The organism is Devosia sp. Z6_126 (assembly GCF_058133495.1).
Map to the genome: position 1 here is coordinate 60,073 of NZ_JBYUNO010000005.1, position 25,825 is coordinate 85,897.

27 protein-coding genes are annotated in these 25,825 nt (G+C 61.4%); 9 read left to right on the forward strand and 18 right to left on the reverse strand.

Features of this window, described 5'->3' with window-relative positions; translation table 11 throughout:
* Position 1 precedes the first annotated feature (1 nt).
* Positions 2-1,048, forward strand: a complete 1,047-nt coding sequence (locus AC3YOG_RS18580; RefSeq protein ID WP_489936162.1) for an Ldh family oxidoreductase — start codon at positions 2-4, stop codon at positions 1,046-1,048.
* A gap of 325 nt (positions 1,049-1,373) precedes the next feature.
* On the opposite strand, the gene AC3YOG_RS18585 is transcribed toward AC3YOG_RS18580, so the two are convergent.
* Positions 1,374-2,600, reverse strand: a complete 1,227-nt coding sequence (locus AC3YOG_RS18585; RefSeq protein ID WP_489936163.1) for a PQQ-dependent sugar dehydrogenase — start codon at positions 2,598-2,600, stop codon at positions 1,374-1,376.
* Between the two features lie 427 nt (positions 2,601-3,027).
* Between AC3YOG_RS18585 and AC3YOG_RS18590 the strand changes: the two genes are divergently transcribed.
* A complete protein-coding gene (locus AC3YOG_RS18590; RefSeq protein WP_489936164.1) occupies positions 3,028-3,966 on the forward strand; it encodes an aminoglycoside phosphotransferase family protein in 939 nt (312 codons plus the stop codon).
* Here AC3YOG_RS18590 and AC3YOG_RS18595 read toward each other — a convergent pair.
* Positions 3,960-4,241: a M20/M25/M40 family metallo-hydrolase gene (locus AC3YOG_RS18595; RefSeq protein ID WP_489936165.1), complete on the reverse strand. Its 282-nt coding sequence runs from the start codon at positions 4,239-4,241 to the stop codon at positions 3,960-3,962. The two genes, AC3YOG_RS18590 and AC3YOG_RS18595, sit on opposite strands and share 7 nt — an antisense overlap.
* 27 nt (positions 4,242-4,268) lie before the next feature.
* Between AC3YOG_RS18595 and AC3YOG_RS18600 the strand changes: the two genes are divergently transcribed.
* Positions 4,269-4,727, forward strand: a complete 459-nt coding sequence (locus AC3YOG_RS18600) for an NUDIX hydrolase (protein ID WP_127754430.1) — start codon at positions 4,269-4,271, stop codon at positions 4,725-4,727.
* 32 nt (positions 4,728-4,759) lie between these two features.
* Here the strand turns inward: AC3YOG_RS18600 and AC3YOG_RS18605 are convergent, their stop codons facing one another.
* The 3 genes from AC3YOG_RS18605 to AC3YOG_RS18615 form a co-directional block, all read right to left on the reverse strand.
* Positions 4,760-5,350, reverse strand: a complete 591-nt coding sequence (locus AC3YOG_RS18605) for a DUF1989 domain-containing protein (protein ID WP_127754429.1) — start codon at positions 5,348-5,350, stop codon at positions 4,760-4,762.
* On the reverse strand, positions 5,350-6,048 hold the full coding sequence (gene gntA, locus AC3YOG_RS18610; protein WP_489890775.1) for a guanitoxin biosynthesis heme-dependent pre-guanitoxin N-hydroxylase GntA: 699 nt from the start codon (positions 6,046-6,048) through the stop codon (positions 5,350-5,352). Before gntA ends, AC3YOG_RS18605 begins: the two co-directional genes overlap by 1 nt.
* Positions 6,049-6,271: 223 nt before the next feature.
* A complete protein-coding gene (locus AC3YOG_RS18615; RefSeq protein ID WP_127754427.1) occupies positions 6,272-6,631 on the reverse strand; it encodes a winged helix-turn-helix transcriptional regulator in 360 nt (119 codons plus the stop codon).
* Between the two features lie 152 nt (positions 6,632-6,783).
* Between AC3YOG_RS18615 and AC3YOG_RS18620 the strand changes: the two genes are divergently transcribed.
* The gene (locus tag AC3YOG_RS18620) at positions 6,784-7,905 is read left to right on the forward strand and encodes an alkene reductase (protein ID WP_489936166.1); all 1,122 of its coding nucleotides are present in this window, start codon (positions 6,784-6,786) and stop codon (positions 7,903-7,905) included.
* 156 nt (positions 7,906-8,061) lie between these two features.
* On the opposite strand, the gene AC3YOG_RS18625 is transcribed toward AC3YOG_RS18620, so the two are convergent.
* On the reverse strand, positions 8,062-8,955 hold the full coding sequence (locus tag AC3YOG_RS18625) for a LysR family transcriptional regulator (RefSeq protein WP_489936167.1): 894 nt from the start codon (positions 8,953-8,955) through the stop codon (positions 8,062-8,064).
* A gap of 95 nt (positions 8,956-9,050) precedes the next feature.
* Here AC3YOG_RS18625 and AC3YOG_RS18630 point away from each other — a divergent pair, with 95 nt between their 5' ends.
* Positions 9,051-9,839 carry an SDR family NAD(P)-dependent oxidoreductase gene (locus AC3YOG_RS18630; RefSeq protein ID WP_489936168.1) on the forward strand — a complete coding sequence of 263 codons (789 nt, stop codon included), beginning with the start codon at positions 9,051-9,053 and terminating at the stop codon, positions 9,837-9,839.
* A gap of 11 nt (positions 9,840-9,850) precedes the next feature.
* Here the strand turns inward: AC3YOG_RS18630 and AC3YOG_RS18635 are convergent, their stop codons facing one another.
* The 5 genes from AC3YOG_RS18635 to AC3YOG_RS18655 all read right to left on the reverse strand — a co-directional run bounded on the left by AC3YOG_RS18635 (position 9,851) and on the right by AC3YOG_RS18655 (position 14,285).
* On the reverse strand, positions 9,851-9,973 hold the full coding sequence (locus tag AC3YOG_RS18635) for a hypothetical protein (RefSeq protein WP_489936169.1): 123 nt from the start codon (positions 9,971-9,973) through the stop codon (positions 9,851-9,853).
* Positions 9,970-10,698 carry an ATP-binding cassette domain-containing protein gene (locus tag AC3YOG_RS18640; protein ID WP_489936170.1) on the reverse strand — a complete coding sequence of 243 codons (729 nt, stop codon included), beginning with the start codon at positions 10,696-10,698 and terminating at the stop codon, positions 9,970-9,972. Before AC3YOG_RS18640 ends, AC3YOG_RS18635 begins: the two co-directional genes overlap by 4 nt.
* Positions 10,695-11,639, reverse strand: coding sequence for an ABC transporter permease (locus AC3YOG_RS18645; protein ID WP_489936244.1), 945 nt, complete (start codon positions 11,637-11,639; stop codon positions 10,695-10,697). The genes AC3YOG_RS18640 and AC3YOG_RS18645 overlap by 4 nt, the downstream gene beginning before the upstream one ends.
* Positions 11,640-11,769: 130 nt before the next feature.
* Entirely contained in the window at positions 11,770-12,729 is a 960-nt protein-coding gene (locus AC3YOG_RS18650) for a substrate-binding domain-containing protein (RefSeq protein WP_172125792.1), read from the reverse strand.
* 104 nt (positions 12,730-12,833) lie between these two features.
* Complete coding sequence (locus tag AC3YOG_RS18655; protein ID WP_489936245.1) at positions 12,834-14,285, reverse strand: aldehyde dehydrogenase family protein; 1,452 nt, start codon at positions 14,283-14,285, stop codon at positions 12,834-12,836.
* Positions 14,286-14,492: 207 nt separating this feature from the next.
* On the opposite strand from AC3YOG_RS18655, the gene AC3YOG_RS18660 reads away from it, so the two are divergent.
* Positions 14,493-15,176 carry a GntR family transcriptional regulator gene (locus tag AC3YOG_RS18660; protein ID WP_489936171.1) on the forward strand — a complete coding sequence of 228 codons (684 nt, stop codon included), beginning with the start codon at positions 14,493-14,495 and terminating at the stop codon, positions 15,174-15,176.
* Positions 15,177-15,231: 55 nt separating this feature from the next.
* On the opposite strand, the gene AC3YOG_RS18665 is transcribed toward AC3YOG_RS18660, so the two are convergent.
* From AC3YOG_RS18665 to AC3YOG_RS18690, 6 genes are all read right to left on the reverse strand, one after another.
* Complete coding sequence (locus AC3YOG_RS18665) at positions 15,232-16,962, reverse strand: M14 family metallopeptidase (RefSeq protein WP_489936172.1); 1,731 nt, start codon at positions 16,960-16,962, stop codon at positions 15,232-15,234.
* Complete coding sequence (locus AC3YOG_RS18670; protein ID WP_489936246.1) at positions 16,959-17,762, reverse strand: ABC transporter permease; 804 nt, start codon at positions 17,760-17,762, stop codon at positions 16,959-16,961. Before AC3YOG_RS18670 ends, AC3YOG_RS18665 begins: the two co-directional genes overlap by 4 nt.
* Before the next feature lie 58 nt (positions 17,763-17,820).
* A complete protein-coding gene (locus tag AC3YOG_RS18675) occupies positions 17,821-18,744 on the reverse strand; it encodes an ABC transporter permease (RefSeq protein ID WP_489890784.1) in 924 nt (307 codons plus the stop codon).
* Positions 18,745-18,813: 69 nt separating this feature from the next.
* Entirely contained in the window at positions 18,814-20,349 is a 1,536-nt protein-coding gene (locus AC3YOG_RS18680; RefSeq protein WP_489936173.1) for an ABC transporter substrate-binding protein, read from the reverse strand.
* A 29-nt stretch (positions 20,350-20,378) separates the two neighbouring features.
* The gene (locus AC3YOG_RS18685; protein ID WP_489936247.1) at positions 20,379-22,211 is read right to left on the reverse strand and encodes an ABC transporter ATP-binding protein; all 1,833 of its coding nucleotides are present in this window, start codon (positions 22,209-22,211) and stop codon (positions 20,379-20,381) included.
* Between the two features lie 14 nt (positions 22,212-22,225).
* Positions 22,226-22,714: a winged helix DNA-binding protein gene (locus AC3YOG_RS18690; RefSeq protein ID WP_489936248.1), complete on the reverse strand. Its 489-nt coding sequence runs from the start codon at positions 22,712-22,714 to the stop codon at positions 22,226-22,228.
* A gap of 462 nt (positions 22,715-23,176) precedes the next feature.
* On the opposite strand from AC3YOG_RS18690, the gene AC3YOG_RS18695 reads away from it, so the two are divergent.
* The 3 genes from AC3YOG_RS18695 to AC3YOG_RS18705 all read left to right on the forward strand — a co-directional run bounded on the left by AC3YOG_RS18695 (position 23,177) and on the right by AC3YOG_RS18705 (position 24,931).
* Positions 23,177-23,806, forward strand: a complete 630-nt coding sequence (locus AC3YOG_RS18695; RefSeq protein WP_206524648.1) for a nuclear transport factor 2 family protein — start codon at positions 23,177-23,179, stop codon at positions 23,804-23,806.
* 208 nt (positions 23,807-24,014) lie between these two features.
* Entirely contained in the window at positions 24,015-24,512 is a 498-nt protein-coding gene (locus AC3YOG_RS18700) for a DMT family transporter (protein WP_127754413.1), read from the forward strand.
* Positions 24,509-24,931, forward strand: a complete 423-nt coding sequence (locus AC3YOG_RS18705; protein WP_489936174.1) for a DMT family transporter — start codon at positions 24,509-24,511, stop codon at positions 24,929-24,931. The genes AC3YOG_RS18700 and AC3YOG_RS18705 overlap by 4 nt, the downstream gene beginning before the upstream one ends.
* 27 nt (positions 24,932-24,958) lie before the next feature.
* On the opposite strand, the gene AC3YOG_RS18710 is transcribed toward AC3YOG_RS18705, so the two are convergent.
* The gene (locus tag AC3YOG_RS18710) at positions 24,959-25,654 is read right to left on the reverse strand and encodes a L,D-transpeptidase (protein WP_489936175.1); all 696 of its coding nucleotides are present in this window, start codon (positions 25,652-25,654) and stop codon (positions 24,959-24,961) included.
* Positions 25,655-25,825 lie beyond the last annotated feature (171 nt).

Below are 25,825 nucleotides of genomic sequence, written 5' to 3' on the forward strand. Positions count from 1 at the left end.
AATGCAGAGCAACAATCAGATCCTGGTCCCCGCCAAGGAACTCGAACAGCGGGTGCTGGCAGCACTGATTGAGGCAGGCGCGAGCCCGGCCTCGGCCGAGGCCGCCCTGCGCGCCCTGATGCACGCCTCCATGGTTGGCGTGGATAGCCATGGCGTGCGGCTCGCCGAGCATTATTGCAAGATGATGGCTGGTGGGCGCATCAACAAGAACCCTCAGATCAGTGTCCGGCGCACTGCGGCGGCCAGCGCCATGGTCGATGCCGACCATGGGCTGGGGCATTACGCCGCCTACCAGGCAGTACAGGTGGGGATCGACATTGCCGGGGAAAGCGGCATCGCGGCAGTGGGCATCGAGCACTCCTCCCATTTGGGGGCCGCCGGCGCCTATGCCGTTGCTGGTGCCGAGCAGGGCTTTGTCACCTTTGCCACGACCAATACCGATGCCATGGTCGCCCTGTTTGACGGAGCGCAGCGCTTTCACGGCACCAATCCCCTCGCCTTCGCCGCACCCGTTCCCAATAGCCGCCCATGGCTGCTTGACATGGCGACCTCATCAATCCCCATGAACCGGGTGCTGCTGCACCGCTCGCTGGGAGCCCAACTGCCTGCGGGGGTGGCCGCCGATACTGAGGGGGGCGCGACGCGCGATCCGCACCAGGCTCAAATGCTGCTGCCGCTCGGGGGCGAGGAATATGGCTACAAAGGTGCGGGGCTTGCCGGCGTCGCTACCCTGTTTTCAGCGCTTTTGACCGGAACGACCCTCGATCCCGATTTTATTCCCATGTACGACACCGACAACATCCACGAGCCGCGCAATATGGGGCACTTCGTGATGGTCATTGATCCCAGCAAGTTTGTGGGTGCCGAGTTGTTCGGTCTGGCCATCGGCAGCTATCTGGCCTCCCTGCGCAGCGCCGCTGCCCGATCCGGCGGCGGCCCCGTCATGGCTCCGGGCGACCGGGAATGGCGAGAGGCGGAAACCCGTAGGTCGAACGGCGTGCCCATCGATCTAGACACGGCCCGGTTCCTCGGGTTTGCACGCGCTTGATGGTTGTCCGAAACGCCATGCCGATACCGCAGTGTTCGTAAGTGCCCGAAGCTTTCGGGAGCGGCTAGCTGCAGGATAGGCTCGAAGGTGCATTCTGGCATCTCGCATCACGGCGTTCGGCGAGCTGCTTGGCAATTCGATTCCGACTATGCGTCGGCGGACGGGCGGGTTCTGAGACAGCCTCAAACGAGCGCGCCCAACCGAAACGGGGCGCAGAGTAGAGGGTTGGCGGCCGGCAAGAGCGCGGTTCTCGAGGTGCCGGCCGCAAAGGACGTGCCGGCACCTCGGGTTTATCACGCCGTGCCAATGCAAGCTCCGGTCGAGCTTACGACGCGTTGGTGATGCGGACGATCTCGGAGGTGCCCCGTTCGGCATCTTCGGTTACCGCATAGACCGCGCCGTCAGGCCCGACCTTGACATCCCGGACCCGGGCTTGGAGCGGCACCCATTCCTCGGTTTCGACCTGATCTTTGTCGTTGAGGTGCAGGACAACAATGGATTGCGCCACCAGCCCACCGACCAGAAACGCACGCTGCCATTGCGGGAATTCATCCCCCTCGTAATAGGCCATGCCCGATGGCGCGATCACCGGATCCCAATAATAGACCGGCTGGGTGGTTTCAGCGTCCTGGGTGATGCCCTCACCGATCGGCTTGCCACTATAGTCAATCCCGTAGGTGACTTCAGGCCAGCCATAATTGGTGCCAGGCTCGGGACGGTTGAGTTCGTCACCGCCCTTGGGCCCATGTTCCACTGCCCATAAACGGCCTTGCCCGTCCAGCGCCGCCGACTGCATGTTGCGGTGCCCAAGGCTCCAAATCTCGGGCAGGGCGCCCTCCACATCCACAAAAGGATTGTCGGGAAGCGGATCGCCATTCTGGTCGATGCGGAAGATCTTGCCCAAGCCAGAGCCCAGATCCTGTGCCTGCACCCGTGGCTCCACGTCGGAACGCTCGCCCACGGTAACAAACAAGGATCCGTCGGTGCCGAACACGAGGCGAGAGCCGAAGTGCTTGGTGCCGTCATAGGTGGGCATTTGCTGGAAGATCACCTCCATATCCTCGAGGCCGGCGCCCCCATCATCGTTCATTACCAGTCGGGCTTTGGCCACGGATGTGCCATTGCCGCCCTCCCGCGGTTCGGAGAACGAAAAGAAAATCAGGCCTGAGCTCTCGAAGTCCGGCGCCAGCGCCACGTCGAGCAGCCCCCCCTGTCCTTCGCTGTCGACAGCGGGAACACCCTCGACCGGCGCGCTCACTTTGCCATCTTCGCTGATGATGTGCAGCGCCCCGGCTTTGGCCGTCACCAACATGCGGTTGTCCGGAAGAAATTCCAGCGCCCAAAGTTGCGGCAGATCACTTGCCACCACTTCCGTTTCAACAGCAGCGGGGTTTTCCGGCAGTGGTGCTCGCGTCTGCTGGGCGAAGGCCGGCTCCTGATCAGGCGCATTTGGGGCTTGCGTCTGCACGGTGGGCGCTTGCGCCAATACAGGGGGCATCAGTGCCGCCGTGGAGAGTACGGTCCCGACAAGCAAAAGGGAAAGGCGAGGCATCGAGAACTCCCATTGTGATAACTGCAGGAAGGCGGCGTTTTCCGGGCGACCGGCAACGACCACCTGGTTGGAGCAATCCCCGACCTTCCTTCCCGTTGCATCAACGGGGTCAATACATTTTGACCGGTTGCAGCGGGTCCTCCATTGAACACGGCACTCGGGCGAGCGGGGTCGATCGGCTGGCAACCGGCTGGGGCAGCGTCCAAACCGTATACCCCGCGGAGAACAACCGACTGCGGCGCACTCACTGCCCCGAACGCTGCGACCCCATTTCAGCTGTCGAGGGTGAAGCAGGAGGCAAAGGGCAGACATCTCGGCCGCTTGCTTGGCGGGTCCCCAGGGCGGCCACAATTTGTGCTGTTTAGTCTGCTGCCTACCAGCAGCGGCATTATTTGCGCGGCGAGCATCATCCAACAAGGGCGTCCAGATGAGCGATACCAAGGCGGCACTCGACGCGGACCTGATCGCGAAGCTGCTTGGCGAACAGCACCCGGACTTGGCCGAGTTGCCGCTGGCTTTGGGGGCTCTGGGTTGGGACAATCAGATGTGGCGGCTCGGGGACGCACTCGCAGTTCGTTTGCCCTGGTCGACCCAAGATGCGGATGAGCTGCTCCTCAAGGAGTACGCTTTCTTGCCTGCCATGGCCCCGCGTCTCCCGCTGCCGATACCTGTTCCCAAAAGACTTGGGCAACCTTCCGAGCTGTTCCCGCGCACATGGATCGTCACGACCTGGGTTCCTGGCGAGCCTGCGGACCGCGCCCCTGCGACTCCTGGCCTTCAAGCCGCAGACAGCCTTGCGGCTTTCCTGGCAGCGCTTCACCACCCCGCGCCTCCTGCTGCACCAATCGGGCGACACGGCAGAGGCGGATCCCTGGCCACATCCAGCGAAGGTGTTGCCCGGTTCCTGAAAGAGGCAACCGATCGTCGGCTGATCGCCGATCCGGATGATCTGCGTGAAATCTGGGCTGACGCCGTGACCGCCCCTGCGTGGACGGGCCAAGCCATGTGGCTTCATGGGGACCTACACCCGGCCAATCTGCTGACCAGAGGGGGTGATTTTTGCGGCGTCGTTGACTTTGGCGACATGTGTGCAGGCGATCCTGCCTGCGACCTGGGTGCCGCGTGGCTGCTGCTGCCTGATGGCGCGATCGGTCGCTTCTGGGACAGCTATCGCCCGGCGATTGACGCAGCTACCCTGCGCCGTGCCCGCGGTTGGGCACTCGGCAAGGCCCTTGTGTGCCTGATTATCGGCGATGATGGTGTTCACGGTCGACCCGGCGGGAAGGCGACCTGGGGCCCACCAGCACAAGCTGCCATCCGGCGCCTCGTCAGCTCGTGGCGATGGGCGAAATCCCACGATCAGTAAGCAAGTTTATATAGCCCGGCGGCCAGCACCTGGATGCCCGCGACAATGTCGGCGATGGTTGAAAACTCCTCAGGCGTGTGGCTGCGCCCTTTTTCGGAGCGCACAAAGATCATTACGGTTTTGGCGATCTTGGCCATTTGCTGGGTGTCGTGCCCCGCGCCGCTCGCCATGGTGAGGGTGGGCACGCCCTGATCCGCCGCTGCCTGGCGGAAGGTGGAACCGACACTGGTCCCGTTCGGAAATCGCTTCCGTTGGGACTGGGCTCGTTTTAGCACAGCATTGACGACAGGGGGGCGGCTTGCATGAAACCTGATCTCGTTCAGCGCCCTTCAGCGCGGCTCCTGGTTGTCGATCCCAGCGGTTGCCTGCTGTTGTTTCGCTTCGTGCACCGTTCGGGCGCGCTGGCCGGGCGAACTTTTTGGGCGACGCCGGGCGGCGCAGTGGACGAGGGCGAGAGCTTCGAACAGGCCGCCCGGCGCGAACTCGATGAAGAAACTGGCCTGATCCTGGAGGTAGGGCAGGAGGTGGGCCAGCGCAGAACCACATTCCCCCTGGCCTCGGGTCAGATGGTCGAAGCCGATGAGCGATATTTCCTGGTTCGGGCGCCGAGCCAGGACATCTCGCGGCAAGGTTGGACCGATCTCGAGCGCGAAGTGATGGCGGAGCATCGCTGGTGGAGCCACAAGGAGCTTGCCACAACAAGCGAGCAGGTGTTTCCCGAGGACCTCCTCGACTATCTCCGGGCTGCCGGCGTTGCTTGAGCCGGCCCTGGCACCGGCAAAAAATCCAACGATCAGCCGATGGAATAATGAATTGGCTTGAAGCTGCCGCCATTGCTGGCCGGCGCCGAGCATGCTGTGAGCCCGATGATGAGGTCCATCCGGGCCTGGAAGCGGATGAAGTCTCCCGCTTTGCTCAGTGGGGGCAGCACGTTGAATTTGCCCGTTACCCCATCCACCGGCACGTTCATGAAGCAATTAAAGGCCACGGGAATAGCGTCTTCGGCGATGCCATAGGGCATCAACGCGTGGTGCAGATTGCCATGGCAGCCCTGGTGGGGTGGCTCATTGTCGTAACACAGGCGAAAGGTTGCTTCGCTGCACGGGGTCAGCAGGAAATCGTGCCGGCCGACCGTGTCCTCGATGATGTCGAGCATCACGTTGGAACGGTTCGAATACAGCATATTGCCGGTGGTGAGATAGATGCTCTCGGCATAATCCAGGGTGCGGCCCGAGGAGATCATCTCGGCAGTATCGGCCCGGGAAATCGCCAACAGGTCCGCGACCTGGCCCCCCAGCGGATCGATAACGGTCAGGATCTGCCCCGCGCTGAGCTCGAAGGCCGTACCTGAGCGTGGCGCAATTTCGTTGATGCCAAGGTCCATCAGGAATGCTCCGTTTCGCCCAAAGGGTCGGCCGCGGCTGGAATTTCCTCGCGATGATAAGGACAGCTCCAGCCATCGGGCACTTTGCGGCCGCTATATTGCCTGGCTTCGGAAACGGTGCCATGGCGAGCCAGCATTGGGTTGATGCTGCCCGCAAGTTCCAGATCACGCTCCAGGATCGAGCCGCGCAGCTTCTCGTAGCGGTTCTGCGCGCGCAAGGCTTCGAACTGATCATGCAGGTTGAAGATCATGGTCGGATAAGCAAAGCGGCGGGCCGGGCGGCTCGCCCCGGGATGCAGGCCCACCACAAAGAACCCCTGGCCGCCGAAACTCAGCGAAAAATGCGGATCATCGGGATCTGCACTGACGCGTGGGTCCGATGTTTGTCCGCGCCAGCTGTCCTTTGCGGTCAGAGACTGGATCCGCTCCCACATGTGCCGCTCGAACCGCGCTTCATCAAGGTCATCAGGGCCCTCGAAGATCACCGCAAAGCTCGTAAACAGCGTGGGATGTTCTTGATAGCGCCAGGCGAACCGCATGAGCTGGTCCTGGATTTCGACATCGTTCCAGGCGCTGTCGAGGCTGCGAGCCACATAAGTGGTCAACTGGTCTTTTCCCAAGGCGGACTTGGCGCCAACGCAGGGAAAGGATGGATCCCGGATAAATTCTTCCAAGGCACGTTCAGAGTCGAAAAGCATGAGCCCACGGCATTTGATGCAACTATGCAGCTAAGGCTTGTGCCGCGATCGCGTTCCATCACAAGCCAGAACGCCACCAAACTCGTGCGAAGGGAAACACTTAAACACCGGCAGCTCCGGCCCCTTCCCACCCCGAAGTGGCCGGTGGGCAGCCGACCTCCAGTCGGCCATCGGTCTTGGGCTGGATAGGTGCCAGGGCGGTCATCGCCAGAACACCCACCGACTATGCCGCGTCTGCCGCAAGTGTCCGCTTTTGTACGATAACCGAGATTTCACCGTCATGCTGTGTTCCCCATTCGCACAGCGGCGCCAGAACACGAGCCAAGCTCTGGCCAAACTCGGTCAATTCGTATTCGACATGCGGGGGGACCGTCCGGAAATCAATGCGGCGAATAATGCCGTCATTGGTCAGCTCCTTGAGATGCTGGATCAGCATCTTCTCGCTCACATTGGTGACAAGGCCGCGCAACTGTCCTGTGCGCTTCGCGCCACTGGCTAGATGGAACAGGATAAGCGGCTTCCACTTGCCGCCCAGAATTTCCAGCACCGCTTCCAGGCCGCATCTGAACTTGGTTTGGGTCATCTCTTCCCCGCCCACCCATACTTACTAAAAGGTCGGTACTTGTCTCTAGGTGCGCACGGTTATAGCTAGGTTGGGCAATGATGTCGACGGGCATCGTCCTCCTCCAGAAGCCCGATCCGCGGTTGGCGCTTCGCCTTGCCCCATGAGCGAACATGACCGAGTCAAACCCTGTCCTTTTGCGCCCAATCCGTTTGGGCGATCTCGAACTCCCCAACCGCATTGTGATGGCGCCAATGACCCGTGCGCGGACCAACAATCCTGAACTGGTCCCCAATGCGCTTCAAGCCCAGTACTACGCCCAGCGCGCTTCGGCGGGCCTCATTCTGACCGAGGGGACCTGGCCCAGCCGCGATGGGGTGGGCTTCATAAATGTACCCGGACTTTACACGCAGCAGCAGGCCGAAGGCTGGCGTCGCGTCACCGATGCCGTTCATGAAGCAGGCGGGCGGATTTTCGTCCAGCTCGGTCATACCGGCCCTTCCTCGCACCCTGATATGCTGGACGGCGCACTGCCGCTCGCTCCATCGGCGGTGAACCCTGGTGTGCAGACGTTTACCAATGCCGGCTTTCAGGAAACCGTAACCCCCAGAGCCATGGACCTCAGCGATATCGCCCGCACGGTGGACGACTATGCCAAATCCGCTCGTTTGGCGCAGATTGCCGGTTTCGATGGAGTTGAACTGCATGGCATCAGCACCTTTCTGATCCCGGCCTTCCTCTACGAAACCCTCAATTTCAGAACGGATGACTATGGCGGCTCGGTTGAAAACCGGGCGCGGCTCCCGCTGGAAATTATCGACGCCCTTGCCGATGCCTGGGCTCCTGGTCGCGTCGGCATCAAGCTCAGCCCAGGCCTGACCGGCGTCGGCAAGTTCGTTGCGGGAGCCGAAACCCTGAAGACCTTTGAGCATCTGGTTAGCCAGCTGTCAGAGCGCAACCTGGCCTACTTGCACCTCATGAACCCGATCAGCAATCTGGCAGGCACGCCGCTGGAAGCTCTTGGAGCCGATATTGCCAAGCATTTTCGGCCCCTTTACTCCGGCCCGCTGATCGCCAATGGCGGCTATAGCTTCGAGGCCGGCAATGCTTTGATCAACAATGGCTTTGCCGATGCCATTGCCTTTGGCGCTCCGTTTATCTCGAACCCGGACCTGGTCGAACGCTTCGCTACCGGGGCAAGCCTGAGCCCGAGTGATCGCGCAACCTATTATGGCGGCGGAGCCGCTGGATATGTCGATTACTCCAGGGCTGCCGAAGCTGTCGTGGCTGTGTGATCGGGCTGTTACACCCCAAGGATTGGCGGGCCTGCTGACCCGCCAATCATCAACCCTGCGGCCCGCCAGATGCGAAAGCCTACTGTGCTGGAGGTTGATCGAAATGCCCTCGAGCTTGCCCGTGCTGGCAGGGGCATTGTCCGCTTTTCCCTCCACTCAGGGGCGGTAACGCAGCATGTCGACCAGGGCGATCAGTGCGGGGGTCCGTTGCCGCCGCGATGGATAGTAAAGATGATAGCCCGGCGAAGGCGGGCACCAATCCTCGAGACACCGCACGAGCCGCCCGTCGCTGAGGTGACGGGCGACTTGATCCTCGAAAACATAAGCCAGCCCGTATCCGGCCAAAGCGGCTGCCTCCAGAGTGTCCCCGTCGTTGACCACGAGGGTGCCGTCCACCGTGACGTCGAGGGGGCGCCCGCCTTGCGAAAAGTGCCACCTGGCGATGTTTCCAGCGCTTGCCATGCGGAAGTTGATGCAGTCGTGGCGGGCGAGATCCCAGGGGTCCTTGGGAACCCGATAGCGGGCGAAATAGTCCGGTGTCGCCACGACCGCAGCGCGGGCGTCCGGCCCGATCGGCACTGCCACCATATCCTGTTCAATCTGGTGGCCAAACCGGATTCCGGCATCAAAACCGCCGGCGACGATATCGGCAAAGGCGTCGTCGGCGAATATCTCAACCTTCACCCTGGGATAAGCCATCCGGAACGCCTCGAGGGCTGGCAGGACCAGGGACTTGGCGGGATAGCGGATGGTCGTCAGGCGGATGGTGCCGGATGGCGTATCGCTTAACCCCGCGAGCGCCTCGATCTCTGCTTCAAGCTTGGCGAGTGCCGGTCTAAGGGTGTCGAGCAAGCGCTGTCCCGCCTCGGTGGCCCGAACGCTGCGCGTTGTGCGCGCCAAAAGCCTGAAGCCAAGGCGTTGCTCAAGCTTGCTGATCGTTTGACTGAGCGTCGCTTGCGACAAGCCAAGGCGCTTGGCGCCCCGGGTAAAGCTCTGCTCTTCGGCGACAGCCTGGAAGGCAAGGAGGTCGCTCAAATCCTGGCGTTTCATCTATCGGCCTAGCCAATGAACCCTATCAGATCTATCAGCCTAATGCAGAAGCCAATTCGGGTCTATCTCCTCGGCATCAACCTTGGAGCTCAATCATGTCCCTTTCCAGCACTGCTCTTGTTACCGGAGCGTCCTCCGGCATCGGAGCTGCCTATGCGCGCCGATTGGCAGCCCGTGGGCACGACCTCATCCTTGTCGCGCGCCGCGCCGAACGGCTCGAGCAGTTGGCCGCCGAACTCATCAGCAGCTACGGCATCAGCGCACGACCACTGGTTGCCGACCTCGCCACCGATGACGGCATCACACGGGTGGCCGAAGTTCTGGCGTCCGATACGTCTATAGACATGCTGGTCAACAATGCAGGCCTGACCCACATCGGGGGCACGGCCGAGCTGTCGTCCGAGGGGATCAGCACCATGTTGTCGCTGAACGTGTCCGCGCTCACGCGTCTCACTCACGCCGCCCTGCCTGGCTTCATTGCCCACAACCGCGGCACCATCATCAATATCAGCTCGGTGCTGGCATTCCGGGCTTTGCCCCTCTCCTCCATCTATGCCGGAACCAAGGCTTTCGTCTTGCTGTTCACGAGCGGACTGCAGCAGGAGCTCAGGGACACAGCCATCCAGGTGCAGGCAGTGCTGCCCGCCGGTGTCGCCACCGAGATTTACGATGGCTCGATCATGCCGCTCGACCAAATCCCCGCAGAACTGATCATGAGCGCAGATACGATGGTCGACGCGGCTCTGGCGGGTCTGGATAGCGGCGAAGCGGTCACCTTGCCGTCAGTGGCGGACATCGAGCTCTGGCACCGATACGCCGCAACCTCCCAGGCACTGTTCGCCGCCAGTCAAACCGGCTCCCCCGCGCCTCGTTACCGCGTTTAACAAGACCCCGGTCATCTGTCGTTCAGAACCCGTTCATCTTGCAGGCAGAATTGCGGCAAAGTGGTCTGGCGCTGAGGGAGCAGGCAGTGGTTCCAGTCTTTTTCGATGAAACCGGCAGGCAGCGGAATACTCATGTCAGCACCACATGCTGCGTCAGTTCCTCGATGGTGGTGTCCGCCTTTGCCACGTCACAAACCTTGGTGCCGTGGCTCATGATCACGAAGCGGTCACAGACCTGATAGGCGTGGTAGAGGTTGTGGGTCACGAGCACGCTCGAGACCCCTTCTGCCTTGAGCTTAAGCACCTGATGCAGGAGGGCTTCGGTTTCACGCACGGAAAGCGCTGAGGTGGGCTCATCGAGGAGAAGGACGCGTCGTTTGAAGAACACGGCGCGAGCAATTGCGACCGCTTGTTTCTGGCCGCCCGAGAGATCGCCCACCAGCTTGTCGGGACTGTCGATACCCGAAATATGCACGGCGCTTTCAAGCACTTGCATGGCAATCTCGCGCATGCGTTTGAGGTCAAGAAACCCGAAGCGGTCGGTGAGTTCTCGCCCGAGAAAAATGTTGCGTGAGATGGACAGGCAATCCACCAGAGCGGTGTTCTGGTAAATGGTTTCGATGCCCGCCTCAGCGGAATCGCGTCGGCAGGTAAACTCGTGCCGCTGCCCCTCCACCGAGATATAGCCCGAACTCGGCTGGTGGATGCCCGAGATCATGTTGACCGTGGTCGACTTGCCCGCGCCGTTATCGCCAAGCAGGCCCACAACCTCACTATGCCCGACTTCAAAGCTGAGATCGGTCAGCGCCTTGAGGGGGCCAAAGGACTTGTTGATATTGTGCAGGGCCAACAGGCTCATATGGAAGCTCCCCGGCGATCGAGCCCATGGTTGAAGATCGAGGCCACCACGATCAGCGTGGCGATGAACATGTCGAGATAAAAGCCAGGCGCGCGCATCAGCAGCAGCACGTCGGTAATGGTGAAGATCAGCATCACCCCGAGGAACACGCCCAGGATTGAGCCGCGTCCACCGCGTAGGGATAGCCCACCGATGACGCAAGCGGCGATCGCCTGCAGCTCCAGCCCGGCTCCCTGTCCCGGTTGCACGCTACCAACGCGGGTGGTCGCGAGGATACCGGCAAACGCGGCCATGAAGCCGGCAAGGGCGAAGGCCATCAGCTTGACCCGGGCGGTGTTGACGCCGATCGCTGTTGCTGCCGAGCGATTGCCGCCTGTCGCGAACACATGATTGCCAAAACGGTGCCGGTGCAGCATGGCCCAGAACACCAGGCAGAGCCCGACAAACCAGATAAATGCGGCGTTGATGCCGAGTACTGTGCCGCCAAACAAGGCCTGGAACACCGGATTGGGATCAAAGCGCACCTGCACGGCGCCGTTGATCAGCAGCACCGCGCCCCTCCAGAACAACAAGCCACCAAGGGTAACAATAAAGGATGGCAGATTGAAGCGCAGCGTCAGCGCTCCATTGCCCAACCCGATCGCAGCACCGACCAGCAGGCCCACAGGGGCGGCAAGAAAGGCGTCCACGCCATGGCCCACCAGCACCGCCATGACCACGGCAGTTAACGTGTAGACCGAACCGATGGATAGATCGAACTCCCCGGCGATCATCAGCACACCGGCGCCAAGCGCCAGGCAACCCAGTACGGGGACCGAGCGCATCATGATGCCCATGTTCTGCGGCGACAGGTAGCGGAAGGTGTCAGGGAACCAAAGCCCGGCGATGATGCAGGCGAGTTGCACAACAACAAACACCAGCAGGATCGCACCTGCAGGCATCGACAGCAAATCGTGCAGCCACGTCGCTGCCGTCCGCCTCGGCGCAAGGGCGCGAGCAGGGGAAAGTTCGGTCACGGTGATATCCAGTTCTGAAGGGAAGCCCCGGCCATGTGGGCCGGGGCAGATCCCGTTAGCGATAGGTACCGATCAGTGGCTTGACGGCGCCAATGCGGCCTTGGTCCAGGAACGCGCCCTGTCCGGTGTCGACATCTGTCGGGGTCAAACCATAGCGCTTGGCCATGGCGATCTGGGCGATGGGGTAGTAGCCCTGGAGATAGGGTTGCTGGTCCATGGTGGCGAACATCGCGCCCGTTTCCACCGCGTCCGCAATTTCGATCGCCAGATCAAAGCCGCCAAACGGCACGTCCACCCCAGCGTCGCGAATGGCGCCAGCCCCAACAGTGGAGGTGACCGAACCAGTGCCGAATACCGCCTTGATGTTTGGATTGGCGATCAGCGCCTGTGCCATAATGTTCTGAGCTTCTGCGGGGTCCAGGCCGGCACGCACCGTTTCAACAGTGATACCGTGTTCCCCCATAGCCTTTTCGATGCCGCCGCCGCGCGCCACGGCGAAGCTTGCCTCGGGAATTTCGCGTGGGTTGAAGACCGTGTCCCCTTCCTTGAGACCAAATTCCTCGATCATCCGGTTGCCCAGTTCGTAGCCGGAGGCGAACTCATCCATGCCAACATAGGCCTGCCGGCAATTGCCATCGCGGCCTTCCAGGTCGTCATTATTAAAGCCGATCACCACGATGCCGGCTTCGACTGCCGCGCAAATGCTGTCGTCGAATGCATCCGAACTGGAGATGGACACGGCGATCCCATCCACGCCCGTGGCCGCGGCCGTTTCGATCAGATCATTCTGGCGCACTGGGTCGTTGTTGGCATATTGCACGTCCAGATCAACATTGAACGCGGCGGCAGCGTCTTGCGCGCCTTTGACCACGGGATTGAAGAACTGCACGCTCGGATCGAGATAGATGATCATGGTCGCCTTAACCGGCTCCTGATCCTGCGCCATCGCTCCTCCTAGGCTGGCGAACAGGGCGCAGCCTCCCAGCAAGGCGCACTTAAACTTAGTCAGTTTCATGGATTAGTCCTCCCTTTGAATTGCCCCGGGTCCTCCTCAGGTCCGGGTCGAACGGCGTGTTCCGATCCGGAGCCCGCCGCCAGTTTTCGGTCGTGCAGCGCTCCTCAGTGCTCGAACCACGGTTGCCCGCGTCCAAGGGTCATATGCAGACCCTTGAACTGGGAATATTCGTCAAAGCCATAGCGGCCGAGTTCCCGGCCAGTGCCGCTCTTTTTGTAGCCACCGATCGGCAGTTCGGGTGTTCCGTCGATAACGGAGTTGATCCAGCAGCGGCCCGCCCGCAGCTTGCGCGTGGTCTGAATGGCGGTTTCAAGGTCGCGCGACCAGACGCTGGCCGACAGCCCAAAAGGGGTCCCATTAGCAAGGGCAACGGCTTCCTCGGGCGTGTCAAAACCTATGGTTGCCAGAACGGGTCCAAAGATCTCCTCTTGGGCAATGCGCATGTCTGGGCGCACCCGGTCGAACACGGTTGGGGCAAAGAAATTGCCCGACTTGGCATCGACCATGTCGCCGCCGAGCAGCAATTCGGCTCCTTCCGCCACCCCTGCCGCCACATAGCTAGAGACCTTCTCGGTATGCTGCTGGGAAACCATGGCGCCAAATCGTGTGGTTGCGCCGAGGGGATCGCCAAAGGGCAGGCGCCGCGAAATGTCGAGTAGGCGCTCCAGCAGCGCCGGGCGGATGGCATTAGCAACGATAAGGCGGCTGCCGGAAATGCAGCATTGTCCGGCATTGTGGTATACGCCATAGGCGATCCCGTCGGCCGCAGCCTCAAGGTCTGCGTCGGCAAAGACGATCTGCGGTCCCTTGCCACCCAGTTCCAGGCCCACTCGCTTGACACTGCCCGCAGCAATGCTCGCCAACTCGGTGCCGACCCGAACCGATCCGGTAAAGGCCAGAACGTCCACTCGCGGATCTTCCGCCAGGACCTGTCCAACTTCGGGGCCATATCCGGTTATGACGTTGAACACACCGGGGGGCAGCCCAGCTTGGAGGCCAATTTCGGCCAAACGAATTGTGGTGCCAGAGGTGAATTCGCTGGGCTTCACGACAACGGTGCAGCCGGCACCCAGCGCCCACGGAACGCGCTCGGACACGATGATGAATGGAAAATTCCAAGGGGTAATAATGCCAACCACCCCAGCAGGTTCGCGCAGCACGAGTCCCAGTCGGTTTTCGCCGATTGAATTGTGGGTGTCCCCCTCAAGGCCGCGGCATTGACCAGCCGCATAGGTCCACAAATCAGCGCAGTATCCGATCTCGCCACGCGCCTGGCTCAGCGGCTTGCCCGTTTCGAGGCATTCGATCAGCGCCAACTCGTCTAGATCAGCCAAGATCCCCGCGGCCACGCGGTGCAAGATGGTTGAGCGCTCCGCTCCGCTAATGCGCGGCCAGGGACCATCGTCGAAAGCCCGACGGGCAGCGCTGATAGCCAAAGCCGCGTCTGCTGGGCCACCCGCGGGCCACACGCCTACAACTTTGCCCCGGTGGCCCGGGCTGTCCCGCTCAAAAACCCTGCCCGACTGAGCATCGCAAGGCACGCCATCGATCACCATACGATAGCTACGTTTACTCGCCAGTCGCGGATCACTAAGGTTTGGCGATACGAAATTGGGCTGAAAGCGGGACTGGATGTTCATCGCCATTGCGGGTCAAACCCGCCTCTCCTCAGATGTGCCGGACGTTCATTGCGCCCTGTATGGAATTGTATGGTACCGTATGGCGTGTGCATGTGAGCTGTCAATCGGGATGAGACTTGTACGATGACCTTGGATATCCAGATGGCCGAGAGCGGCGAGAGCGCCGCCGTGACCATCGAAAAAGACCTTCGCCGCGCCATCATCGAGTTGGAGCTGCTGCCTGGCTCCCGCCTCTCCGAGCAGGAGATCGCCACCCGCTTGGGCGTGTCACGACAGCCTGTCCGCGAGGCGCTGATCCGGTTGGCTAATTCGCGGCTGATCGAGATAAGGCCCCATCGAGGCACCGTGGTTGCTCGCATCTCAGCTCAGGAAATGACCGAAGCGCTGTTCGTGCGGCAGTCCTTGGAAGTTGCTGTCGTGGCTCGGGCGGCGCAGTCCTTCGACCCTTGGCAACGCAAGCGCATCGCCAATCTGCTGGTGAAGCAGGAGGAGGCATCCAGCCGGCTCGATCACGCCGCCTTTCGCGAGCATGATGAGGCGTTCCATATTGCCGTGGCCACTGGGGCTGGCCTCGGCATGGCTTGGAGAGCCATCGCGGACATGAAAACGCATATGGACCGGGTCTGCAATTTAACCTTGCAGCGGGAAGCCGACATGCAACGCCGGGTGCGCGAGCATCAGGCGATCATGGAGGCCATCGACGCCCATGATGTGCAGCGGGCCCAGACGGCCATGGCCGAGCACTTGGGGAGCATACTGGACGATCTACCCGATCTGGAAAATCAGCACTCCAGCATGTTTATGTAAGCCTCTGCGCCTCAGCGAGGCGAAGGTTTACTTCGGCTGCGATTGGAGGCGACCGTTATTGCCGCCGGTCGTTTGCGATCTCCTGCCAAACATCATAGGCGGCTAGAACGGTCTGGGTCTGGGCTTCATGGCCCAGCTGGAAAGCGTCTCCGTAGATGGTTTCATCGGGGTATTCCGTGATGAGCGTCACCGGCACTTTCAGGTCAGGGAATTCAGTGATGTTCACCGGAAAGCCGGAGTAAATGTCGAAGGTTAGTTCCCCGGCATGGGCCCGATAAAGCTCGATCTGCCTCGCGTTGAGTTCGGCGAGTCCAGGAACCCCAGCGAGTCGATGGGCTACCTCGCGCGCTAGACGTTCGGCTTGGGCGCGATAGCCGGGCTGGTGCCGCAGGACCAGAAAGAAGCCTTTTGGCACGGTCCATAGGGCAAAATTGCGTGGCACATATCCGGTCAGCGGCCGCGTCCACTCGTGAGCGGGATAGCCATGAAGGTTGACATGCAGGGCAGGGCTGCAAAGCGCCAGCATCTGCTCGCGGACGTCGCGTTCATAGAGTGGGCCGGCCTGCCGGTATTCTAGGTCGTCGCCGAGCGCCGTGTAGCGGGCGGCGTGATGCATGTGGCGCGGCTCGACCTCGTAAAGTTCACGGGCGAGGGCATAACCATCGGGGTTCTCGAGCGGCACGACGCTGAAGTGGGCATTCTTGCGGCCGGCAAGGCGTTGAGCCGCCCGCAAGGCGCCGACCACGCCGGTTGGCTCATTGGGATGTTGGCCGCCGGAAACAAGAACAGGAGCATCTGACCCGAGGTGATAGCGTCCCGATACAGTGCGCCCGCAGTAGGAGGTGCCGGTAAAAACCTCGCCGCCGACCGCTTCAAGTCCCTCATTGACATCATCAAAGGCAATCGGAGCCGTCGCGGTTTCCAAGGACTGGCGGGGTGCCGAGGGCAGGGCGTGACTATGATGACGCAAGGAGATATCGAGGCGCGCTGGCCCAAGCCCATAGCTGACCACCGGGACAATGCGGCCGGGCTGCAGGCCCCGGTCCCCAGACGGCCGACCAGACTTGCTATGAAAAATCTCGAGACCTGAGAAGTAAAGATCCTCATGCAGTGCTTCGGTCAGGCTGATCACCTCCTCGCCAAGGGGCAGGGGCCGGTCGGCAATCGGCAATGTCACGGCAATGCGTAGCTCGTCAAAGAATGGCTCGGTAGGGCCCCACGCATGCTCAACAATTGCTTTGATCGCTGTTGCAAACACCGCCTCAAAGTCGGTTTCAATCTGCTCGTCAGCTACCGTTACACCCGCGCGCTCCACCCGCACCCAACCTGTGGGAGAAAGCACCTGCGCTCCCGTGTGATCCACATGGACACGGTTTGGCGCTTGTACCTCCAGGCTTGCCGAACTGCCATCCTCGTGCAGGAGAACGACGTCATAGTGAAGGTCGGCGTCAGCTCGGGGGGTGAAGCGGACCGGCACGGCCAAAAGACCGGCGAGCGGGTAAGCTTCGAGCAGGAATCGCCCAGGCTCCCCTTGAGGGTGAACAGGATAGGTTATTTCCACCGCGGTGACACCAGCCAGGTCGATCTCTTCCAGAAAGGCGTGGACCAGCGGCTTGTAGGCAGAGCGAAACCGCGCTCGAACACCGTTTGCCGCGAGCTTGAATTCCGCCGCGCGGCGCGAGGCTTCGTCGGCAAAGAGCCAAGCTTCGATGTCAGTGGCATCGGCGAAGCGGGCGGTGATCTCCTCAATGGTGGACGGGAAGGTCTGGCGAAGTGGGAAGCTCATCGGCTGGTTCTTCCAGTGGGATCGAGACGGTCGCGCAGCCAGTCACCCAGGAGGTTGAGGCCGAGCACGGTCAGGAAGATGGCAAGGCCGGGAAAGACGCTAACCCACCATGCGGTCTGCAGGTAAGTGCGGCCATCGGCCAGCATGCCGCCCCAAGAGGGCGTGGATGGATCAACGCCGAGCCCGAGAAAGGTGAGGCTTGATTCCAGTAGGATGTTGTTGGCGATGTTGAGCGTCATCAGGACGACGACGGGCCCCAGCAGATTGGGCAGCAGGTGATGACGGATCAGGTTGAACCCCGACACGCCAAAGGAGCGAGCCGACAGCACGAACTCACGCTCGCGCAGCGTCAGCACCTGGCCGCGCACGATGCGTGCATATTGCACCCATTGGGAGACGATCATGAGGATGATGATGTTGGTCAGCCCACCGCCAATGATGGCCATGAAGGTGATGGCGAGCAGAATAAAGGGCAGCGCCAGCTGGATATCGGCAAAGCGCATGACGAGGATATCCCAGATGCCGCGGTAATAGCCGGCAACAAGGCCCATGACGACCCCGATGACAACCGCGCCGGCAACCGAAACCACGCCCACAAGGAGCGATATGCGGCCCCCCCATACCACGCGGGCCAGAACGTCACGACCAAGAGGGTCGGTGCCAAAGAGATGGGCCGCGTTCGTGAAGGGCGGCGTGAGACGCGCCATCAGGTTCACGCCCGTCCCACCATCGGGAAACAGCAGGGGAGCGAAGATGACCGCTAGCGCAATGCTGCCGACAATTACGAGACCCACCAGCAGTTCGACCGAGCGAAAGGCGGAAAGCGGATGCGGCTTGAGTGCAATTTCGCTCACGGTTCTACTCCGTCCGAATGCGCGGATCGACCAGGCCATAAGCGATGTCGACCAGAAGGTTGACCAGCACGATCATCAGCGAGAGCACCACTATGACGCCTTGCAGTACCGGGTAGTCGCGCGCAGACACCGCATCAAAGGCAAGCGTGCCCATGCCCGGCCAGTTGAACACGCGCTCCACCACGACGATGCCGCCCAGCAGGCCGCCGAATTGCAGGCCCAGATAGGTGATCAGGGGAATAGCGCAGTTACGCAGTGCATGCTTGTAGAGCACGGCTCGCTCGGACAGCCCTTTTGCCCGAGCGACCAGCACATATTGCTGCTGCAAGATCTCCAGCATGGAGGTGCGCACCAGGCGCACATTGGTTGCCGTCAGGATGATGGCCATGGTGAGCGCTGGCATGATGAAGCTCTGCCAACCTTCGAGGCCGCTTGGCGGCAGCCATTGGAAGGTGATGGACAACAGCAGCACCAGCATGATGGCAAGCCAGAAATTGGGAAAGGACAGCCCAACCAGCGACAACACGCGAATAAGCTGATCGGGCCATTTGCCACGATGGGTTGCTGAAGCCACCCCCAGCGGGATCGAGACCAGGATGGAAACGACGAGGGAGGTGAGTGCCAGGGACAAGGTTGCGGGCAACGCCCGGCCAATGAGTTGACTGACGGGTGTACCGCCCATGAAAGAGCGGCCGAGATCGCCGGTGAAAATGCCGCCCAAGAAATCGAAATACTGCACCAGGAAGGGCCGATCGATGCCAAGGCCCACCCGAATGCGCTGCAGATCGGCTTCAGTGATACTGCCGGCCCCTTGGCTCAGCATCAGGGCAGGGTCGCCGGTGAGCCGAATGGCAAAGGCGACGATCAACGTGACGGCGAAGACGACGAAGGCTGCCTGCAACAACCGCTTGATAAGGAAACCTGCCATCGCTTCACCCCGGAAGTGCATGAGCCGCCCCGCCTCGATAGCGGAGCGGCGAGTTTAAAAAGTCTCGGACTATTCGACGGTGACGTCGGTCAGGCGCAAGCGGCTATCGGGCGGGGCGACAAAATTACCAACCCGGTCACTGACCGCGTAGATCTGGTTGACGTTGTAGAGCGGCATTTCCAGCGCTTGGTCGGCAACATATTTCGCGATCTGCTTCAGCACGGTCTCGCGTTCGGCGACATTGGTCATGCTGCGCTGCGATTCCAGCAGTGCGTCCAACTCGGGGTCGTTGCCATACGGGTTCCACTTTTCGCCTTCGTGGTACATCAGATAGGCGGTGTTGTCGTAGTCGAACGTCCATGCACCCCAGGACTGCTGCCACATAGCGCCAGTGCGACCGGCGGGAATGATGTCGTTGAGCAAGACATTGGTTTCATAGGGCTGGATGGTTGCCGTGATGCCAACAGCGGATAGATAGGCGGCCACGGCCTGAGCGACTTCGTTGAAGGTGGCGTCGTTGCCGCGCACGTCGATCTGGACGGTGGCGCCGGGTTCGACACCCGCCTCGGCTAGCAGCGCCTTGGCGCCCTCGGGATCAAACGGAATAGGCTCCAGATCGGGGTCGTTACCAAAGGTCTGAGCCGACTGGAACGACGAGATCGGGGTCGCCTGGCCCGCGAGGATCGCTTCGATAATGGTGTCGCGATCGACAGCCATCACGAGAGCGCGGCGCACGCGCTCGTCGGCCGTAATGCCTTCATCGGTCTTGAAGCGCAGGGAATATACCGTAGGGCCGGGGACCGAAACGACCTTGAGATTAGGGGCCTGTTCAATGGTGGGGATGGAGCCGACCGGAACGGAAGGCGGAATCACCATGTCGATGCGGCCCGACTGCAGTTCGGCTACAGCGGTGGAGGGCTCGGTGATGAAGCGGAACACCACGCTTTGCAGCTTGGGTGCTTCGCCCCAGAATTCGGGGAAAGCTTCCAGAGTCACCTGGTTGCGTGCCTCGTAGGAGGCCATGCGGAACGGCCCGGTGCCGACCGGCTGGGTGTTGAAGACCTCATCGCCTTTTTCGGCGATATAGTCGGGCGGCACGATCATCGCGCCATAACCGGTCAGCTTGGTGAGCAGGACCGGGTCGGGCTGCGACAGATGCAAAACCACCGTCATCGGGTCGACCACTTCGACGCTCTCGATGGAGTTGTAGTTGGACTGCTGCGGCCCCACGGCGCCTTCTTCGCCCAGGAGGCGATCAAAGGTGAACTTGACAGCATCGGCGTCAAACGCCTCGCCATTGTGGAATTTCACGCCATCCCGCAGCTTGAACGTGTAGGTGAGCCCGTCCTCGCTGATCTCCCATTCGGTCGCGAGCGCCGGCACGATCTCAAGCTCAGGCGTGCGTGCCACTAGGCCATCGAAAACATTGTTCGCGACGGCGGACCAGTTAACAAGGAAAGTGTCGATCGGGTCCCAGCTGCCGGGATCCTGAGGGGTGGCGATGTTGAGGGTGCCCGCTCCTTGCCCCAAGGCAGCGCCGGTCACGCTGAGCGCCAGGACGCTCGACAAGAGCGCTCCCTTCAGGGCTTTGTGCCAAAGTTTCATGCTCTCTCTCCTGTTGAATCTGGGGCCGATCAGTCTTCAATCGCAACCAGGTGCCCGGGCGCGACTTCGCGGTAGCTCAGCGCTGTTGGTTCCTGTCCGACGGGTCGCACGGGGCTGGGAATCTCCCCTTCCATCAGGGTCCGTCCCCAATCCTTTCCCGGTTCGGCGCGCGGCACGGCGGCGAGAAGGCGGCGCGTATAAGAGTGCGTAGCGTTCTCGAACACTTGCCGGCGCGTGCCGATTTCCACCACCTGGCCGAGGTAAAGCACCGCGACCCGATGTGCCATGCGCTCGACCACGGCCATGTCATGGCTAATGAACAGGTAGGCTAGGGAACGCTCTTCCTGCAGCGCCATCATCAGCTCGATAACCTGGGCCTGTACGGAGACGTCGAGAGCTGAAAGCGCCTCATCGGCAATAATCAGCTTGGGATCGCAGCTGAGTGCCCGAGCGATGGAAATACGCTGACGCTGGCCGCCCGAGAATTGGTGCGGATAGCGGCTGGCGACGCTCGGGTCGAGGTCAACCTTGACCAGAAGCTCGGCGACACGTGCCTGCAACGCTTTCTCGTCCTTGATCAGGCCATGGGTCCGGATCGGCTCGGCGATGGAGAAGCCAACGCTCTTGCGCGGATCAAGCGAAGCGAAGGGATCCTGAAAGATATACTGGATTTCCCGCTTGAGGCGCATGGCATCGGCGCCGGTCAGGTCGGCCACGGAACGGCCCTGATAAAAGATCTGTCCCGATGTGGCGGGCTGCAGGCCCTGCAGGGTGCGACCAATGGTGGATTTGCCCGAGCCGGATTCTCCCACCAGCGCAAGCGTCTCGCCCGGCCGGAGGTCGAGGCTGACATGTTCCACGGCGTGGACCCGATGCGTGACGCGGCCCAACAGCGTTTTGCCAACGTCGAATCGCACGGTGAGATCGCGGATTTCGGCGATGGCAGCGGCGGACAGTTCGGCTGTTTGGTGATCGCGATCCTCGCCGATCGTTCGGGGGATTTCACCATCCATTACCGTCAAAGCTAGGCGCCGCGGCAAGTCGCGGCCCGTCATCGCCCCTAAGCGCGGAACAGCGGCAAGAAGCGTTTTGGTATAGGGGTGCTGGGGATTGGCGAAGATTTCGGTTACAGCACCTTCTTCGACCTTCCGGCCCCGCCACATCACCACGACCCGGTCGGCGATCTCAGCGACCACGCCCATGTCGTGGGTAATGAAAACAACGGCCATGCCAAGTTCGCGCTGCAGATCGGCGAGAATGGCCAGAATCTGCGCCTGAATGGTTACGTCGAGCGCCGTGGTGGGCTCGTCGGCGATCAGCACCTTGGGTTGGCAGGCCAAGGCGATGGCGATCATGACGCGTTGCCGCATGCCCCCTGACAGCTGGTGGGGATAGCGGTCCAGCATGCTTTCGGCGTCGGCCAGGCGCACCAGCGACAGCAGGCGCACGGCCTCCATGCGGGCCGCGCTCCGGCTGAGGTCGCGATGGAGCGTCAACACTTCGCTGATCTGATTGCCCACGGTATAAACGGGGTTCAGCGACGTCATTGGCTCCTGGAAGATCATCGCGATGTCATTGCCGCGAATGCGCCGCATATCGGCGTCGCTGGCCTGGGCGAGGTCCTGGGCGCCGTTGCCGGCATCAAAGCGGATCTCGCCGCTCACGATGCGTCCATTGCCGTACTCGACCAAACGCATCACCGAAAGCGAGGTGACCGACTTGCCGGAGCCCGATTCCCCGACAATGGCGAGCGTTTCTCCAGGACTTACGCTGAAGGATAGATCATTGACGACGCGGTTGGCGCCAAAGTCGACCGAAAGGCCACTGACTTCCAGAATAGGGGAGCCGGTATTCGCCAGCATGGCGTCGTTTGTATTCATATCGTTGCGGCTGCCCGTGCTGCCTGGTCATAGGATCCCGATAAATGCCGCAGCACGCTGGCCATATGCGACAGCTCTTCCTGGGTAGGACCAGCAGAGGTGACGCGCACCAAAAGCTCCTCCCGGATACGCGCATAGCGACCGCACAGCTCGATCCCGTTTTGAGAAATTCGCACTGTCTTTTCCTTGCCGGCCCGACCGCCATGAACCAGGCCTGCGGCTTCGAGCTTGCGAATGGCATAGCTGGCAACATGCGTGTCGTTGATATCAAGCACGAGGCAAATATCGGCCAGTGTCTTGGGACGGTCGCGATGGCGAATGGAATGAAGGATCAGGATCTCCATAGCCGACAAACCCGGCTGACCTGCTGCGGTCATGCAGCGCACCATCCACCGCGAAAAGGCATGAAAGACCTGCGTCACCCCGAACTCCAGTTCCGAAAGCCCCGGCGATGAGCCCTCAGCCAGATGCTGGGAGGAAACAATTGGGCCAAAGGCTCTGTCGCCCTGTGCTGTCCGGGGCGGATGCGGTGTCGTCCGTGTGGACTTCGGTGAACCCGTCAAACTCGCGGTCCTTGCATGTCTGCTTGCCGCACCTGCAACATCTTATCTACGTCGTGTCAACAAAGTTGCATCTTTTTTCCGCACAAAATGGTCCATGCCTTGATAGCACTCAGCTGTGTTGAGCTCATGCATGGTCAGGCTTCAGTTCGGGGAGATCGAGCTCCACACAGCCCGTCCTGCTCTCGGCCTCGGGCTGCCATTTTTGATGCCGGCTTTGGGGCAAACGGCCAGGCACTTGAGTAGCGGATCGCCCAACCCGTCCCTGTAAGCGACGTCTCGCTGGACTAGGAAGGCCTCGCAGGCCCCCGGTCATCTTGCCGGAGGAATGTGCCACAGCCATAGTAAGCGGGCGAACAGATGTTTGCTCAATGGGACAACACTATAATGCGTAATTTGAAGTGCCTCGCCGTTTCTTGTCTTGCCCTTCTCGCAAGCTTGCCTGCTGCCAGTCTTGTGGCCGCCGAAGTTCGTCCGGGCGTGGAGTTCGCCGGTACGATCGAGTCCGAAGGATCGGCCCGCGCTCAGATGCAAGCGCTGATGCTTGACCTCGCCAGTTCGTGGGCCACCTGCGATACAGATCTGATGCGGGCCACCTTGGCGGAGGACGTGGACTTTTCCTATCCTACAAGCCGCGTGCTTGGCATTGATGCGGCGGTCGCCGATCTCGAACTGTTTTGCGGCCAGGCCGAGGATACGAGCTTCTTCCTGCCGGCCGACGCTTTCTACATTGATGCCGAAGCCAATCGGGTCGCCATGGAAATTCAGTTCCGCACCATCCAGCGCGGTAGCCGCCAGGTGGTCAACGATGTCTGGATCGCCACGGTTGTCGACGGTAAGGTCGCCGTGCTCAAGGAATATCTCGATGGGCGGGTCAAAAACCTGCAGGCGCAGGGCGTGCTTGAATACGAAGAATCGCCGGAGTTCCTGACCCCGTGGCCGACTCGCACCGAGCAGTGGAAGGATTGCTTCCCCGTTCTCAAGGTCGAGCCCACCAATATGTGCCCGGCACAATAATTTTGAGCGCGCAGCTTGCCTTGCTGCGCGCCCAACCCCAATGCTTCGGTCTTGCCGCAGATCCTGTGCTCTGCGACGCAACGCAACATCATGACGTGGGCGTTCTATTGCTTCTTGTCCGCACGGATAGGGCACCCGGTGGCTTGCACTTCTACCGGCGCCTCACAACGATTAGAGCTGTTGATCCCAACCCGAGTCGGTCCTTGTCATGTCGTCATCTGGTGCGCAGCGCCTGAATCCGCTGCACCTGATCGCAGCCTTTGCGACCGGGGGTTTGCTGTCGCTCGCCGTGTTCATCAATGGCGAAGCGGGGCGTTATGGCGGGCCCATGTTTTCGTCCTGGCTTGCCCATGGCGTCGGCATGGTTGTTTCCGTAGCGGTGTTGGCGATCGTTTGGCGCCAACAACGCGCTTCAAGCCAAGCTGCGCAGGAAAAAGCGGGCAAGGCACCCCTTTGGGCTTATCTCGGGGGCATCCTGGGCGCCGCGACAGTGATGCTGACCTCCACGGCCGTAAATTCGCCGCTCGCCCTCGCGGGCACGCTGGCGCTGGGCCTAGTCGGTCAGGTGGTACTTAGCCTGGCCGCGGACTTCTGGGGCTTGCTCGGCCTGCCGCGGCGACGCCTTGAGTGGCGTGATGCCGCTGCCGTGCTCCTGATCGGGGGCGGCAGCATGGTTATCATCCTGTTCGGACTGGGTGGCGCATGATTACGTCCAGCGCCTTCGCTTTCGTCGCGGGTCTGCTCGTGATCCTAAGCCGCCAGGTCAATGGGCGGTTGTCCCTGTCCAGCACGCCGCTGATATCCTCCTTCTGGAATCACGGCGTCGGCTTTGTTTTCCTCAGTGCCATCGCCCTGGTGATCGGCGGGCTCATTCCCAGCAACCTTGCCGCTATTCCGTGGTGGGTTTTCACGGGCGGCGGGCTCGGGGTGGTGTTTGTCGCCTCCGGCTCCTGGCTCTTGCCACGTATCGGTGCCGTCAATTCGACGCTCCTCGTGATCGCCGGGCAGATGGTGTGCGGCGTCATTTTCGACATGCTACGCGGCGCACCGGTGACGCTGTGGGCGGCAAGCCTTGGCGTGGTGATGATCCTGGCGGGCATGGCGCTGACGCAGAGGCGGCGCTGATCGCTCCAGCCGCCTGCCGCATCAGCTTCAGGCCTTGAGGACCACGACCTTGGTTTTGATTGGGGTCCGCTCATAAAGATGGACCATGTCCTGCGTCAGCAGGCCGATACAGCCGCTGGAAATGCCCTTGCCGATGGTTTCAGGCATGATCGTGCTGTAGATGGTGTAAAGCGTGTAGGTGCCGTTCTGATAAAGATAAAGCGTGCGCGCGCCTAGAGGATTGCCGAGGCCCGGGGGCATGCCGCCGGCATACATGGCGACCTCGGGTTGGCGCGCGATCATCTCCCGGGGTGGAGTCCAGACCGGCCATTCGGCCTTGCGCCCGATATAGGCGTCGCCGTTCCACAAAAAGCCTTGGCGGCCGACATTGGCGCCATAACGCGTGGCATTGCCCTCGCCCTCGATGCGGTAGACGTAGTAATTGCGCGGATCGATGATGATCGTGCCAGGGGCTTCCGCCGTGTCGTAGCGCACGATGCGGCGCAGATATTTCGGGTTGATCTTGCTGACATTGACCGCCGGAACGGGGAAGCGTTCCTGGGGAAGGGGGCCATAGGCGAGCTTGGCTTCAGCCAGGCTCATATCGGTGCCCGAGCTGGCGCAGCCGGCAAGCCCCAGAGCGCCAAGACCGGCCGCAGCGCCCACCAGGAACCGGCGGCGGCTGAGCGAACATACCCCCGCTGCGGTGGTCATTTCACCGGCACCGGAAAATCCATCGTCCATGATGTTCCAACCTCCCCATGCCGGCCGCGGGGGTCTGTCCAACTGCATCCACCGGTCCGGCCGAGGCAGCTTGTTCTCATCGATGGCAGTTGGCAAGCATGGTCTTGCTCCTGCGGCCGAGCAGTTCACGATCCTTCGATGGTCCGGGCCCAAGTACTGGAAGGTAAGTAG